We start from the raw sequence: 14761 nt of genomic DNA on the forward strand, positions 1-14761 counted from the left end.
GAGCGCCGCCCGGATCACCGGGCGGCGCTCGCGTGCGGAACGACGACGGACCGTCGGGTCCGCTACCAGCGGTAGGGCGCGTACACGTCCATGCACTGGTCCTTGTCCGAGCCGTTGATGGCATCGGCGTTGCCGGGCAGATCCCCGGCCTTCGGGGTGGACTCCTTCGGGTAGGTGTCGCCCGTGCGCCAGTCGGCGCCCACGACGACGGTGACCCCCGACACGTCGGTCGACCTCTTCACCGAACTCATGGGAATCCCCAGTGCCTTCGCGACGGCCTGGGCGTCACCCTCGAGATCGGCGCTCGGGTAACGCACGGCGGTCTTGCTGTCGGACACCGCCGCCGTCGTGTCGGCCTCCGCCCTGGTGAAGCCCTTCCCCACGAGGACCTGACCGATCGCGCTCGCCCGATGGGCCACCGCGATCCGCGTCGACGTCCTGGTGGCGTTCTGCACCAGCACACCGAGTTCGCCGGACGAGACCGAGGGCGCCTCGGTCGCCGGGGCCGGGCTCGCCGTCCCCTTCGAGGCCGACTCCGTGCCCTTGTCGTCGAAGGGCACGTCGTCACGGATCATCCGCCACACCTTCTCGGCGTTGGCGCCGTCCGGTACGACGTGGTTGTCGTCCTGAGGGTCCGCGACGTTCGGCATCGTCGTCATGGTGAGGCGGTTCGTCGGCACGGTCTTGAGCTGCATGGCCATGTCGTACAGCTTCTTGACCGTACCGATCTCCTCGGAGACCTTCAGCGACTTCGTGGCCGCCTCGGCCAGGTCCATGAGCCGCCCGGTGTCGGTGAAGACGTTCTGGCTCTTCAGCGTCCGGATCATCGAGTTCATGTACATGTGCTGGGCCCTGGCCCGCAGGAGGTCGCTGCCCCAGGCGTGCCGGGTACGCAGCCACTGGAGCGCCTGCTTGCCCTGGACCTTCTTCGTGCCGGCCTTCATCTTCAGTCCGGAGCCACCGGACACACCGGGCAGCGGACGGTCCCACACGTTCTGCTTCACACAGACGTCGACGCCGCCGATGGCGTCCGCCATGTTCACCACGCCCGCGAAGTCGATCGTCATCCAGTGGTCGATGTAGATCCCGGTGAGGTTCTCCCAGGTGGCCAGGGTGCAGCCGGCGCCGCCGCGGGCCAACGACTCGTTGATGATGGCGTTGGTCGCGGGATAGCTCGTCCCGGTGTCGGGATCCTTGCACTTGGGTATGTCGACACGGGTGTCGCGCGGAATGCTGACCACCGAGGCGCTCTTGCGGTCGGCCGAGAGGTGGATGAGCATCTGCACGTCGGCCAGTGGCGGGTTGCCGCGGTTCTCCCTGCTGCCGCCGAGCTTCACGTTCTCGGCGGAGTTACGGCTGTCGGAGCCGATCAGCAGGATGTTCATGGGCGTCTGGCCGGCGGCGTTCGGCTCGGCCTTCTTCGCCGGAGAACCACCGCTGCTGCGCTGGCCCTTCTGGATGTTGCTGTTGAGGTGCTGGTAGTAGAGGTATCCGGCGCCGGCCGTCCCAAGTATCAGCACCGCCAGCACGGTTGCCGACCAGCGCAGCACGCGCCGTCTGCGCCGTGGACGGTGACCGTTCGGTCCGACCCCGCTCCGCCCGCCGCCACGCCGTCCCCCGCCGTGCCGCTTGTCCCCGTCGGTCGTGCCCGGTGCCTGCGGTGTGCGCGACGTAGCGTCCCCGACCGCAGGAACCTCCCCCCGCGTACTGCTCTGTGTCAACTCCGTGCCCTCCCCACCTGCGCCTGACACGGGTCCGCCCCGCGTCCGTTTAGACGCACGGCGGACCCGTTGGGTTACCTACGAGGCGCACTTCACCTTGTCCGCCGTGGACTTGTCGACCTCCGGCGCCTTTGTCGGAGCGGTGAGGGGTACGCCCGCACCCTTGAAGTCCTTGCCCAGGGTCAGCGTCATCGCGGGCAGTCCCTGGGAGTTGGTCACGCTCTTGCCCGGCTTCAGCGCCGATCCGGACAGGCCCATGATGGCGGCGAGCCTGCGCGCCTGGGGTGCCTGGTCGGGCGCGTACTCGAGCGTGGTCCTGCTCAGTTCGGCGGGCGCGTTGCCCGCGTTCTCGGACTTCTCCACGCCCTCGGAGATCTGCAGCCAGCCCAGGGTCTTCTGGGCGGAACCGCCGACGGCCCCGCCGTTGAGGATCCTTACCCGGACCTCGGAGGCGTCGGACTTGGTGCCCTTGAGGCGGGCGGCCTCGGCGTCCTTCGCCGCCTTCTGCTTCTCCTTCACCTCGGTGAAGGAGACGTCGTTCTTGATGGCGTCGAAGACCGCGGGGGCCTTCGCGTCGTTGAGGACGACGGTGGCCTTGACCTTCTCCGCGGGGTTGTCCAGAACCGGCACCGTGGTGAAGGTCAGGTTCTTCGGGTTGAGCTTGCCCAGCTCGAGGCCAAGGTCCTTCAGCTTGCCGATGCTGTCCAGTTTGTCGTCGACGGTCAGCGCCTTGGTGCCCGCCTCCGCCAGTTTCAGCATCTTCCCCGGGCTGGAGAGCGTGGAGTTCCCCTTCAGCTTGCGCATCAGCGCGCTCAGGAACTGCTGCTGCAGCGTGATCCGGCTCAGGTCGCCGCCGAAGCCGACGGCGTGGCGGGTGCGGACGAACGCCAGGGCCTGCTCGCCGGAGATGTTGTGCGTCCCCTTGGAGAGGTTCAGGTGCGAGTCCGGGTCCTTGATGTCCTTGGCCAGACAGACGTCGACGCCGCCGACGGCCTCCGTCAGCGTCTTGACCGCGTTGAAGTCCGCGACCATGAAGTCGTCCGGCTTGATCCCGGTCAGCTCGGTCACCGTGCGCATGGTGCAGCTCGGCGTGCGCTCGTCCTGCCCGAGGCTGGTGTTGAAGCGGACGCCCTGGGTGCCCGGAATGACCTTGTCGGTGCCGTCGGCCTGCTGGGTCGGACAGTCCGGGACGTCGACGATCAGGTCACGCGGGATGCTCAGCGCGGTGGCGTTGGACCGGTCCTTGGAGACGTGCAGAAGGATGTTGGTGTCGGCGTGTCCGACACTGCCCGCGTCGCCGTAACCGTCGTTGCCCTTGCCGGTGCGCTTGTCGGTGCCGATCACCAGGATGTTGATCGCCTGGTCCTTGCTGAAGCCACCCGTGCTCGCACCGTCGTCGGACACGGACGTGATGTTGTCGTTGAGGTGCTTGATGTAGAGGTAGCCGCCGACCGACACGGCGACGAGCACGAAGGCCATCGAACCGCCGGTCCACAGCAGGACCTTCTTCGCCTTCGACTTCTTGGGTTTCGTCCGCGTCCGGCGGCGGCCCGGAGGCGGCTCGGCCGGCGCGCCACGGCGTCGGCGCGGCCCGGGCACATCGGTGCCGGGCGGCGCGGGACTGTCCCGCTCCGGCGCCGTGCGCGCACGCTGTCCCGGCCTGGTTCCCGACCCCGCCGGCGCGGGGTTGCCGCGACGTGGCCTCGGGACTCCCGACTGCGGTCCGGAAGCATTCTGTCGCAGTTCGTATTCACCGGTGTTCGGGTTGAGCACCCACTGGTCTGCGGGATCGATATTGTCCGCCCGCCCACGGCCTTGCGCGTCCACGGTTGTCTGAATCCTCCGTCGGGGCCACGCGGCGCCCTTCCCCCTCAAGGCGCTCGGGTCTCTCGGTCAAACAGTGCGCGACCCCCAGGACAGACCTCGTGGCCGGGTGCACCGGATCGCTCACACTATCTGCCCAGTTCAGTGTCGAGCGACGACGGTGACAAACTCCACTTGCTACAACTGGGCAATCCGCCCCATTTCTCGGAGACTTCTTAGCTCAGCAGTTCCCGTCCTTGGGGCACGCTTTACCCGCAGGCGTCCTCGGCTGCCGTGTTTCCCCGGAAAGTCGGCGCGGGGGGAGAGGTGCTGCCGGGTGAACCGGTCCGCATTACTCTCCACATTCCGTCGCCGTCCGACTCCTCTTCGTAGCCGAATGCGGAGTCGTACGCGTCTTCGGCGTGACCTCCGTACGAGTTCTCCGCGGGAGATCCGTGACGAGGGTTCGCGGCGACCACCACCGGTGCGTCCGCGCGCAGTTGTGCGAAGAGTTTTCCGGCGCCGGGTTCTCGGAGTTGGTCGCGATTGGCGTCGTACGCGTACGACGTCCGGGGCACCGTCAGGAATTGCACCCGTTCTGTGGGAATGTCGCGCATGCCGCGCACCAGCTGGTAGAGGCCGCGCAGGCTGGCGAGATCCGGGTCCGTGGTGAGCGAGGAGGTGGCCGCGTCGAGGACGGGATAGAGCTTCGTGGGATTCAGCAGGACGTCGTTGCTGCGCACCTTGTTGACGAGCGCCCCCAGGAACCGCTGTTGGCGGTCCATCCGGTCGGTGTCGCTGCCGTCGCCGATGCTCTTGCGGGCGCGTACGTAGCCGAGGGCCTGTTCGCCGTTGAGCGTCACCTCGCCCGCGGGCAGCCGCAGTTTGGCGTCCTTGTCGTCGATGTGCTGCTTCAGGCAGACCTGGACGCCGTCCACGGCGTCCACCATGTCCTTGAAGCCGCGGAAGTCGACGACCATGTGGTGGTCGACGCGGATGTCGGTGAGCTTCTCGACGGTCCGGATCGTGCAGGCCGAACCGCCCACCTCGAAGGCGGAGTTGAACACCGCGAACGCCGGCCGGCTGCGGGTGCCGTCCGGGCGGCGGCAGTCCGGCAGGTGCACCATCAGGTCGCGGGGCAGCGAGACGGCGGTCGCGCTGTGCCGGTTCGCGGCCAGGTGCAGCAGGATCGTGGTGTCGGAGCGCTCGGTCCCGGAGTCCCGGCCGTACTTGCGGTTCCCCTTCCCCGAGCGCGAGTCCGATCCGATCAGCAGGATGTTCTGGGCGCCCCGCACGAGCGCGGTGGGCCGCTCCTTCTCGTACCGGGCGAGCTCGGCGGCCGCGTCGTCGTCCGCCGTGATGTTCCCGTTCAGCTTCTCGTACACGGCCCAGCCGGCCCCGCTCGCGGCCAGCACGAAGACGGCGACCCCCAGGGACGAGTTGCGCAGCCACAGCCGCCGACGCCGCCGGGCGAGCCCGGCACCGGTGGCCGACGCCGCCGCTCCCGGCCCTGCGCTGACGGTCACGTCGGGGGACCCCCTCCTGGCGTACGGGCGTGTCGCACTGCGGTGTTCCTACGACCATGGCCCGCGCGCCCCCCGCAAGCAGCCCGCTGATAGCCCGAACGGGCGACACCCCACCTTCACCCGAGCCCAGCAGGAACGCGGGGAACGGAGCCCCCAGCCACGACGGACCGGCACGGGAGAGCCGGTCCGGCCCCAGGTGTCGCCTCCGACGCTCACGCTTCCGTCGCCCCGCACCGGGGGCGCCCTTCCAGGGGCGCGGGGAACTGCGCGCGCAGCCACGACGGACCGGCACCGAACAGTCGACCCCGCCTCGGGTGCCGGACCCGACGCTCACTCCTCGACCCGCACCGCGCCGCACCCCTCCATGGCGCGGGGAACGGCGCACCCAGCCACAACCGACCCGCACCGGACGGCCGACCCCGACCGATCACGGCCCCCGGCCCCCGGCCCCCGGCCCCCGGCCCCCGGCCCCCGGCCAAAGCGTCGCGCTAGCGGACGGCCGTCACCCGTTCACTCTCCACCCGCTTGGCCAGCCCTTCCTCGCCCAGCCGCTCCAGGTGTCGGCACAGCACCACGGACGCCCCGGTCGACAGCGGCGCGTACAACCCCGCGCTCAGTCCCTCCCAGGTGTCGTAGGCGAGCCCCGACAGGATCCGTGAACCGGGTCCCGTCAGTCCGAGCGAGGGCGCGCCGGACCGGGCCCGCTCCACGACCTCGGCCCCCGTGTACTCCGCGCCGGCGACGACCAGCGCCGGTTCCTCCGGGTCCACCACCGCGTACGGCGCGAAACGGTCCCCCTGGCCGGGCACCTCCACGGCGTAGTCGGTGAAGCCCGCCGGCGTCTGCGGGAAGCGCCCGCCGAGCGGACGCAGCGCGAGCGCGATCCGCTCCCCGGAGCAGGCGCGGGCCGCCTCCAGCGTGTCCGGCCCGGTGACCACGAGGTCGGCCGCCGCGGGGTCACCGCCCACGTCCGCGACCACCCCCACCGACGAACACGCCAGCAACCACACCGCCGTCTGCCAGTGCGCGGGCAGCAGCAGGGCCAGCCGGTCGCCGGGTTCGGCGGACAGCTCGCCCTGGAGCAGGTTGGCGGTCTTGGCCACCCAATTGGCGAAGGTGGCCACGGACAATTCGACACGTTCACCCGTGGCGTCGTCGTAGAAGGTCACCAGCGGGCGTGCGGGGTCCGCGGCGAGCGCGGATCGCAGCAGGTCGGCGGGGGTGCGATCGGTGGCGTTCACGCGCAGAAGCGTACGCGGACCCCGCGCGCGGGACGGACCGGCCGTGCCACCGGTTCGGCCGAGCGCAGCAGACGGCCCGTCACATCACCAATGGACAGATATGTATGACTATGTCCACGATCAGGGGCATGCGTGGATTCCTTGCTTCCTCGGTCGGCGTCACCTGCGCGGCCGCTCTCGTCCTTCCGCTGGCGCTGTCCGCCCCGGCACAGGCCGCAACCCGGGCGGCGAAGACCGACCCCGCCGTCCCGGGCAGCACCCGATCGCTCCCGCTCGTCCCGCTCGGCGACGACCGCGCCCTCGGGGCCGCCGCGCCCGAACAGGGGCTCACCAGGCGGGCCGTACGGTCGTTCTCGCTCGTCGGCGTCATCTGGGACGACCCCGACACCGAACTGCGCGGCCGGGTCCAGGTCCGTACCCGCGCCTCCGGCACCACCCACTGGACCGGCTGGCAGGACATCGAGACGCACAACCACGAACACGGCGCCGACCCCGACAGCGCGGAGAGCGGCTCGGGCCGGGTGCGCGGCTCCACGGCGCCGCTGTGGGTCGGGGACTCCGACGGCGTCGAGGTACGCGTCCAGGCGGAGGTGGACGAACGGTCGACCTCGCCCGGGGAGTCGCCGCTCCCCAGGGGCATGCACCTCGAACTCGTCGACCCGGACGCGGAGGCCCCGTCCGGGGAGGCGTCGACGGCGGGCGGTCGCGCCACCGGGGCGAACGCAGGGAAGGATTCCGCGACCGCCGCCGAGGCCACCCACGAGGCGACCGCCGCCAACGCCGAACTCGCGCCGCTCGGCGCCACCGAGATCCCGGCGCTGTCCAAGGCCCGCACCGAGCGCGAGTACCTCGCCGCCCACCAGCGGCGGCCGGGTGCGCAGCCGTACATCGGCGCGCGCCCGCGCATCGTCACGCGGCGAGGCTGGGGCGCGAACGAGGCCCTGCGCGAGCGCGGTCTCGTCTACACCGAAAAGGTGAAGGCCGCCTTCGTGCACCACACGGCATCCGGCAACAACTACCGCTGCTCACAAGCCTCTTCGGTCATCCGCAGTATCTACCGCTACCACGTCGTGAGCAGCGGCTGGCGTGACATCGGCTACAACTTCCTCGTCGACAAGTGCGGAACCATCTACGAGGGCCGGGCCGGAGGCGTGGGCAAGCCCGTCATGGGCGCCCACACCCTCGGTTTCAACAGCGACACCATGGGGATCGCCGTCCTCGGCAGCTTCGCCGCCACGAGGCCGGCCGCCGCGGCACTGAGGGCGATCGCGCGGCTCACGGCGTGGAAGCTCGGTCTCTACGGAGTCAATCCGCGCGGCAAGACATACCTGAAGTCCGGCGGTGGCAATCTCTACCGAAAAGGCAAGAACGTACGACTCGACGTGATCTCCGGTCATCGGGACGGGTTCGCCACGGAGTGCCCGGGACGGCTCCTGTACGGCAAGCTCGGCTCGGCCCGGACGACCGCGGCCCGTTACCAGGGCCGCTGAGAGGGCTGGAGACCATCGCGGAGCCGCACGTCCGACGAACCCGGCCGTCCGCCCCGGTCGTCGGTCCCGGCCACCGAGGACACCCCACCGCTGTCGAAGGCGCCATCGAGCGGACTGCATACACTGACCGGCCGGAACACCCTTCGGCCGGTCCCGGCAGGAAGCAGAGACGACAGGTGACAGAAGCGATCCTCCTGGTCGGTGGCAGAGGCACCCGGCTGCGCCCGCTCACGGTGAACACCCCCAAGCCGATGGTTCCGGCGGCGGGAGTGCCCTTCCTCACGCACCAGCTGGCGCGGGCGAGAGCGGCGGGCGTCGAGCACATCGTCCTGGCGACCTCCTACCTGGCCGAGGTCTTCGAGCCGTACTTCGGTGACGGCTCGGCGCTGGGTCTGCACATCGAGTACGTCACCGAGGAGGAACCCCTCGGCACGGGCGGAGCGATCCGCAACGTCGCCACGCGCCTCCACTCGGGCCCGGACGAACCGGTCCTCATCTTCAACGGGGACATCCTGACGGGGCTGGACATCCAGGCGCTGGTCGCGACGCACGAGTCGACGCGCGCGGACGTGTCCCTGCACCTGACCCGGGTCGACGACCCCCGGGCGTACGGCCTGGTCCCGACGGACCCCTCGGGCCGGGTGACGGCCTTCCTGGAGAAGCCGCAGACGCCCGCGGAGATCGTCACCGACCAGATCAACGCGGGGGCGTACGTGTTCCGGCGCTCCGTCATCGACTCGATCCCCGCCGGCCGCCCGGTCTCGGTGGAGCGGGAGACGTTCCCGGAACTGCTGGCCACGGGTGCGCATCTGCAGGGCATGGTGGACTCGACCTACTGGCTGGATCTGGGCACCCCCCAGGCCTTCGTGCGGGGCTCCGCCGACCTGGTCCTGGGCCGAGCCCCCTCCCCGGCCGTCCCCGGCCGGTGCGGCGACCGTCTGGTCCTGCCCACGGCCCGGGTCGCCCCCGACGCCAAGCTGACCGGCGGCACGGTCGTCGGCGAGGGCGCGCGCGTCGGCGAGGGCGCGCGCGTCATGGGCAGCACCATCCTGTCCGGCGCCGTCGTCGAACCCGGTGCCGTCATCACCGACTCCCTCGTCGGAGCCCGCGCCCGTATCGGCGAGCGCACCGTCCTGTCCGGCACGGTCGTCGGCGACGGCGCGGTGATCGGCCCGGACAACGAACTCCGCGAGGGCGTCCGCGTCTGGTGCGAGGCCCACATCCCCGCGGGGGCGCTCCGCTTCTCCTCGGACCAGTAGGACCGTTCGTCCGCCGGGTGCGGGTGGGCGGGGTCGCTCGCGCAGTTCCCCGCACCCCTGAAAGACACCTCCCGCACCCGACATTCCGGCACCGGCACCGGCCCCTGCTCATGGCGCGGGCCCACGCCCACGGCCCGCGCCCACGCCCTCGGCCGACGCCCGCGCCTTCGGCCGACGCTCGCGTCCACGCCTTCGGCCCGCATCTTCGGCGTGGGCCGTCGTCCCCAGCGCGGGAGCGCGCGTCTTCAGCCCGTCCGGCGTTTGAGGACGAGCCCTTCGGGCGATGGCGGGGGTCCAGGGGGCGGCAGCCCCTTGGCGGGGTGCGGGGGCGGAGCCCCGCGGGGGGTTGGGGGGCGCAGCCCCCGGGCGGGTCCGGGGCGCAGCCCCGGGGATGGGACGGGTAGGGGCGGCGGGGGCGAGCGAAGGCACGGTCACCCCCACCCCCGACGATCACAACCGCCCGATGTCCCCACGCGGCATCCGCGGCACCCGCCGCGCCGGCGTCCGCCCCGACAACAGGATCAACCGAGCGGCCCGATGCCGCTGCCCGGCATACGGCTCCAGCAGCGACAACATCATGGAGTCGTCCGCATCGCGGTCCCCCGCCAACGCATACCCCACGATCCCCGGCAGATGAAGGTCGCCGACCGTCACCGCGTCCGCCGCCCCATGACTGCGCTGCACGGTCTCCGCCGAGGTCCACGGCCCGATCCCGGACACCAGCTCCAGCCGCGCCCGCGCCCGCTCCGCGTCCATGCCCGTCGCCTCCTCGAGCCGGGCGGCGACCCGTACGGCCCGCAGGATCGTCGACGCCCGCTTGTTGTCGACTCCGGCCCGATGCCACTCCCAGGAGGGGATCAGGGCCCAGGTGCGGGGCGCGGGCATGACGTACATCCGCTCCGGCGCGGGCCCCGGCGCAGGTTCCCCGAACTTCCGTACGAGCAGCCGCCACGCCCGATAGGCCTCGTCCGTCGTGACCTTCTGCTCCAGCACGGAGGGGATGAGCGACTCCAGGACCAGCCCGGTACGGGTCAGCCGCAACCCCGGCCGCCGGTGCCGCGCCTCCGCGACCACCCGGTGCCGCGGCTCGAAGGCGCCGGGATCGTCCGACGCGCCGAGCAGGTCGGGCAGTTGTTCGAGCAGCCACCGGGCGCCCGGCCCCCACGCCTCGGCCCGCACCACCCCGGCCCGCACCGCGACCCGCAGCGTGCCGGCCCCCGCGGGCGTCCTGCCGGCCCGCCACACGGACCCGTCCGGTGCCGCGCGGAAGGTCGGGTCGCCCGGTCCCCGGCGCAGCGGCCCGAGGACCAGCCCGAGGTCGAGCGGACCGGGCGGTGTCCAGGCCCGTTCGAGTCCGGGCCCCGCCGACTGCCGCGGCAGGGCGTCGCCGACACCCGCGGGCACGCCGACCTCCCCGCCGCGCACGGTCGTACGCGTCGGCCGGGGGGAGAATCGTCCAGCCACGGAGGAGGTCCTAGGGGTGCTCGGGTTCGCCCTACGAGGGTAGGCGCTCTTGGCGCCGGGGACACACGAGTCGCCCCATGTCCCCGGGAGCCGCGGTTCCCGCGCGTCGCGCCGCCCGCGTCAGCGCACCTCGACGAACGCCCCGGCGTCCCGCGCGGGCCGTGCCGCCGGCGCCTGCGCCGCGTGCCCGACGGCGACGGCCCCCATCGGGTCCCAGTCCGCCGGCAGGTCCAGTACGTCCCGTACGACGTCGCGGCAGAACATCGTGGAGGACACCCACGCGGAGCCCAGCCGCTCCCCGGCGAGCGCGACGAGGAAGTTCTGCACCCCCGCGCCCATGGCGACGACGAACATCTCACGCTCCGCCGCGTCACGGCGCGCGTCGCCGTAGGTGTGGGCGCCGTCCGTCACCAGGCACGGCACCACCAGACAGGGCGCGTCGCGCAGCACGTCGCCGCGCCGTACCCGCTTGGCGATCGACTCCTCGTTCTTCGCGTCCCCGCGCAGATCCTCGATCCACGCCTCGCGCATGGCGTCGAGCAGTCGCGTCCGCGACCGGGCGGACTCCAGCAGCACGAACCGCCAGGGCGTGGTGTGATGCGGCGCGGGCGCGGTCACCGCGGCGGCCACCGCGCGCCGTACGGCGCCGGGATCGACCGGCTCGTCGGTGAAGGCCCGTACGGTGCGCCGCAGGGTCACCGCCTCCCGTACGGCCTCGGACGTGCCCAGCCGGAACATGTCGTCGTGCGCGTCCCGCACCATGGCGCGCGTCCCCGCGCCGTCGTCCTCGGCCACCACGTGGGGCAGCCCGCGCACGACGGCGACCGGCAGCCCGGCGGCCTTGCCCTTGACGAGGTCACCGGCGCCGGCGAGTTCGTCGGCGGTGGCGACGACGGTCGCGCTCAGCGGATTGCCGTGCGCGTCGGTGCCGCCGCGCAGGTCGTCCAGCACCCGTACGCCCGCCGCGCCGATGGCGACATCGGTGAGGCCGGTGCGCCAGGGGCGCCCGAAGGTGTCGGTGATCACGACGCCGACGTCCACCCCGAGGGTGTCGCGCAGGCCGTCCCGGATCGTCCGGGCGGACGCGTCGGCGTCCTCGGGCAGCAACAGGACGGTCCCGGCCGGAGTGTTGGAGGCGTCGACCCCGGCGGCGGCCATCACGAGCCCCTGCCGGTTCTCGACGATCCGGAGTGCGCCGCGGCGCGCCACGACCCGTACCGTCTCGGCGTCGATGGCCGCCTCCCGGTCGGAGGCCTCCACCAGACGCCCCTCGGCCTTGGACACGATCTTCGAGGTGACGAGCAGGACGTCCCCGTCGGCCAGCCCCGGTTCGGCCCCGGCGATGATCTTGGCGAGGTCGTCGCCCCGCTGCACCTCCGGAAGGCCGGGCAGGGCCCAGACCCGGTAGCCGACGGCGGCATCCGGCCCGCCGTCGCCCACGGGGACGCCGTTCGCGGCACTGTCCGTATCGCCCGTGCCCCCCGTACGACCCGTGCCGTCCGCCGGCCTCATGTCGCCCGTGACTCCCTCGTCCTCGATCGGTTCGCCGCTCACGCGCCCCGCACCTCCTCCGCCAGCGTCAGCGCCTCGGCGGCCATCCGCGCGGCGGCGTCGAGGTCGGACATCATCAGCGGTACGGCGCGGCAGCGGATGCCGGCCGCCTCCACGCGCTCCACGGTGGACGCGTCCACGGTGTCGACGAGCCAGCCGTCCAGCAGCCCCGAGCCGTAGTGCTCGGCGACCGCCGCCGCGCTCGACTCCACGCCGACCGCCGCGAGCACCTTGTCGGCCATGCCCCGCACGGGCGCGTCGCCGACGATGGGGGACAGGCCCACCACGGGCACGCCCGCCTCCGCGATGGCCTCCCGGATGCCGGGCACGGCGAGGATGGTGCCTACGGACACGACCGGGTTGGACGGCGGGAAGAGGATCACGTCCGCCTCCGCGATGGCCTCCAGGACCCCCGGCGCGGGCTTGGACTGCTCGGCGCCGACGGGCACGACGGCCTCGGCCGCCACGGAGGCGCGCAGCCGCACCCAGTACTCCTGGAAGTGGATCACCTTGCGCTCGCCGCTGTCCGGCAGCGTGACGGCGACATGGGTCTCCACGCGGTCGTCGGACATGGGGATCAGCCGGACACCCGGCTTCCACCGGTCGCACAGGGCCTCCGTGACCGCGCTGAGCGGAAAGCCCGCGCTCAGCATCTGCGTCCGCACGATGTGCGTGGCGAAGTCGCGGTCGCCGAGACCGAACCACTCCGGCCCGACCCCGTACGCCGCGAGCTCCTCCTTGAGGTGGAAGGTCTCGTCGGTCCGACCCCAGCCCTGTTCCTCGTTGATGCCGCCGCCGAGGGTGTACATCACCGTGTCGAGGTCCGGGCAGACCTTCAGCCCGAAGAGGTGGATGTCGTCGCCGGTGTTGCCGATGACGGTGATGTCCGCGTCCGGCGACGCCTGCTGGAGACCACGAAGGAACCGGGCACCACCGATGCCGCCTGCCAGAACCACAATGCGCATGGTGTCCAGTCTCGCAGGCGGCCAGGACAAGGTGTGAGTCGGCTACTGGACCTCGGCGACGGCGCACCGCGCCCCGTGCATCGGCATCTCGGTGAGACCCGGGTAGTAGACGTGCAGGCTCACGGCCGGTTCGAGGGAGTCGTTGACGACCTCGTGGGCGTACCCGGGCGCGAAGACCCGCTGCGCGCCCGCTCCCAACGCGCGCGTGCCGCGGTCGGTGCGCTCCGTCAACACGCCGTCCAGGACGGTGAGTACGCCGGAGGAGGCGCCGTGGTCGTGCAGCCCGCTGCCCTGTCCGGGCACCCAGGAGAGCAGCCACACCTCGTAGCCGGGCCCGGTCTGCAGGCGGTGGTACCAGCGCGAGGAGGCGTCGTACCGGACGAGGTGCTCCCACCGGGAGCGGTCGGCGCGGACGGCGCGGGCGAGGCCCACGAAGTCGGCCACGGTGGCGGGGTGCTCGCGCGGCGGCTGGAGCAGGTGCGGGACTTCGAGGATGTCGCCGGCGATCTGGAGGTCGCTGTCGCTGTTCATGGGTGCGGTGGTTTCCTCGGCGGAGAGTGCGGGAGACCCCCGGTCCGCGCGGAGCCGCGAACGTGGGGGAGGGCCGTTGCGTCCGGGTCGCGGACGGGGAGAGGTGCCCTGGTGCGGGCGTTCGCCCTCGAAGGGGGCGGGGATTCGCCTCAGTGGCGGCGAGGCAGCCGGAGCGTGGTGAGGCTCAACAGCTGGAACAGCGACAACAGCTGCGGCGAGCGAGGGCAGCACCCTGGGACCCGGCGGTGCGGGTCGAGGTGCGTGCCAAGTTCGCGAGCATGCCCACTAGCACACCGGTTCACACTCGGACTGTCAACTTCATGTCCGGTATGTGGGAGATGTTTCACCTCATCCGGTTCATCTGTGAGGCGAAAGGTTTGCTCAGGAGCCGCCCCGGACACATGGCGCACAACCGGGCGCGCAAACCTCGACGCGATCCTGTGATCCAAATGTGATCCGGTTCGCATCGGGGCGCGCGTCGGAACGAGATCGAACTTCTGGACGTCCTCCCCTGTAGCGGGTCGGGGGTCCGGTCGGACCCTTGAGGCTGTCATGGTTTATGCCGATTTGAACACTTTCCGCATAGCCTTGGTTCCGCAGAGTGAATAAGGGGCCCAATAGCAGATCTCGGCTTGACTGGCCCGGATCGGCACACTTGTAATTTCACTCGTGTCGTTCAGCCGAAAACGGTAACGACAGCATCACGGGGACGCGAAAGACAGACGAGGGGCGCACATGACCGAGCTGGTGCAGCAACTGCTGGTCGACGACGCGGACGAGGAACTCGGCTGGCAGGAGCGCGCGCTGTGCGCCCAGACCGACCCCGAGTCCTTCTTCCCCGAGAAGGGCGGCTCCACCCGCGAGGCCAAGAAGGTCTGTCTCGCCTGTGAGGTCCGCTCCGAGTGCCTTGAATACGCGCTCGCCAACGACGAGCGGTTCGGCATCTGGGGCGGTCTGTCCGAGCGCGAGCGGCGCCGTCTGAAGAAGGCCGCCGTCTGAGCGCGCACGACACCGTCCGCAGCACACCGCCGTCCGACCGAACGGCGCACACCTCTCCGTACCGACACGTAAGGAACGGCCCGTCGCAGGTGGGTTATCCACAGGCGGCGGGCCGCCGTGTTGCCCAGCCGTTAGTGTGGGCCCTCGTCCGAGACGTCCAGCTGTCCCCGCCGGACACAGGCGTCCACCGCAGTCCATCGAACCGGGGCCC

11 protein-coding genes are annotated in these 14761 nt (G+C 71.5%); 3 read left to right on the forward strand and 8 right to left on the reverse strand.

Annotated features, from left to right (window positions below):
* Positions 1 to 62: 62 nt before the first annotated feature.
* The 4 genes from GFH48_RS23985 to GFH48_RS24000 form a co-directional block, all read right to left on the reverse strand.
* On the reverse strand, positions 63 to 1721 hold the full coding sequence (locus tag GFH48_RS23985) for an LCP family protein (RefSeq protein WP_153290223.1): 1659 nt from the start codon (positions 1719 to 1721) through the stop codon (positions 63 to 65).
* A 78-nt stretch (positions 1722 to 1799) separates the two neighbouring features.
* Positions 1800 to 3548 (reverse strand): LCP family protein, encoded by a 1749-nt coding sequence (locus GFH48_RS23990; RefSeq protein WP_153290224.1) that lies wholly within the window; start codon positions 3546 to 3548, stop codon positions 1800 to 1802.
* Between the two features lie 245 nt (positions 3549 to 3793).
* Entirely contained in the window at positions 3794 to 5050 is a 1257-nt protein-coding gene (locus GFH48_RS23995) for an LCP family protein (protein ID WP_153290225.1), read from the reverse strand.
* A 488-nt stretch (positions 5051 to 5538) separates the two neighbouring features.
* A complete protein-coding gene (locus tag GFH48_RS24000) occupies positions 5539 to 6291 on the reverse strand; it encodes a TIGR03089 family protein (RefSeq protein ID WP_153290226.1) in 753 nt (250 codons plus the stop codon).
* A gap of 128 nt (positions 6292 to 6419) precedes the next feature.
* On the opposite strand from GFH48_RS24000, the gene GFH48_RS24005 reads away from it, so the two are divergent.
* Both GFH48_RS24005 and manB read left to right on the forward strand, forming a co-directional pair.
* Positions 6420 to 7781, forward strand: a complete 1362-nt coding sequence (locus tag GFH48_RS24005; protein WP_153290227.1) for a peptidoglycan recognition protein family protein — start codon at positions 6420 to 6422, stop codon at positions 7779 to 7781.
* Positions 7782 to 7957: 176 nt separating this feature from the next.
* The gene (gene manB / locus GFH48_RS24010) at positions 7958 to 9040 is read left to right on the forward strand and encodes a mannose-1-phosphate guanylyltransferase (RefSeq protein WP_153290228.1); all 1083 of its coding nucleotides are present in this window, start codon (positions 7958 to 7960) and stop codon (positions 9038 to 9040) included.
* 450 nt (positions 9041 to 9490) lie between these two features.
* Here manB and GFH48_RS24015 read toward each other — a convergent pair whose 3' ends face one another.
* The 4 genes from GFH48_RS24015 to GFH48_RS24030 form a co-directional block, all read right to left on the reverse strand.
* Positions 9491 to 10504, reverse strand: coding sequence for a DNA-3-methyladenine glycosylase family protein (locus GFH48_RS24015; protein ID WP_153290229.1), 1014 nt, complete (start codon positions 10502 to 10504; stop codon positions 9491 to 9493).
* 120 nt (positions 10505 to 10624) lie between these two features.
* Positions 10625 to 12016: a coenzyme F420-0:L-glutamate ligase gene (locus tag GFH48_RS24020; RefSeq protein ID WP_153293082.1), complete on the reverse strand. Its 1392-nt coding sequence runs from the start codon at positions 12014 to 12016 to the stop codon at positions 10625 to 10627.
* 38 nt (positions 12017 to 12054) lie between these two features.
* Positions 12055 to 13020 carry a 2-phospho-L-lactate transferase gene (gene cofD, locus GFH48_RS24025; protein WP_153290230.1) on the reverse strand — a complete coding sequence of 322 codons (966 nt, stop codon included), beginning with the start codon at positions 13018 to 13020 and terminating at the stop codon, positions 12055 to 12057.
* A gap of 42 nt (positions 13021 to 13062) precedes the next feature.
* Positions 13063 to 13551 carry a cysteine dioxygenase gene (locus GFH48_RS24030; protein WP_153290231.1) on the reverse strand — a complete coding sequence of 163 codons (489 nt, stop codon included), beginning with the start codon at positions 13549 to 13551 and terminating at the stop codon, positions 13063 to 13065.
* Between the two features lie 735 nt (positions 13552 to 14286).
* Here GFH48_RS24030 and GFH48_RS24035 point away from each other — a divergent pair.
* Positions 14287 to 14550, forward strand: a complete 264-nt coding sequence (locus GFH48_RS24035) for a WhiB family transcriptional regulator (RefSeq protein WP_003975777.1) — start codon at positions 14287 to 14289, stop codon at positions 14548 to 14550.
* Positions 14551 to 14761: the final 211 nt, after the last annotated feature.

Origin of the sequence: Streptomyces fagopyri (assembly GCF_009498275.1) — a bacterium.
Classification (GTDB): Bacteria; Actinomycetota; Actinomycetes; order Streptomycetales; family Streptomycetaceae; genus Streptomyces; species Streptomyces fagopyri.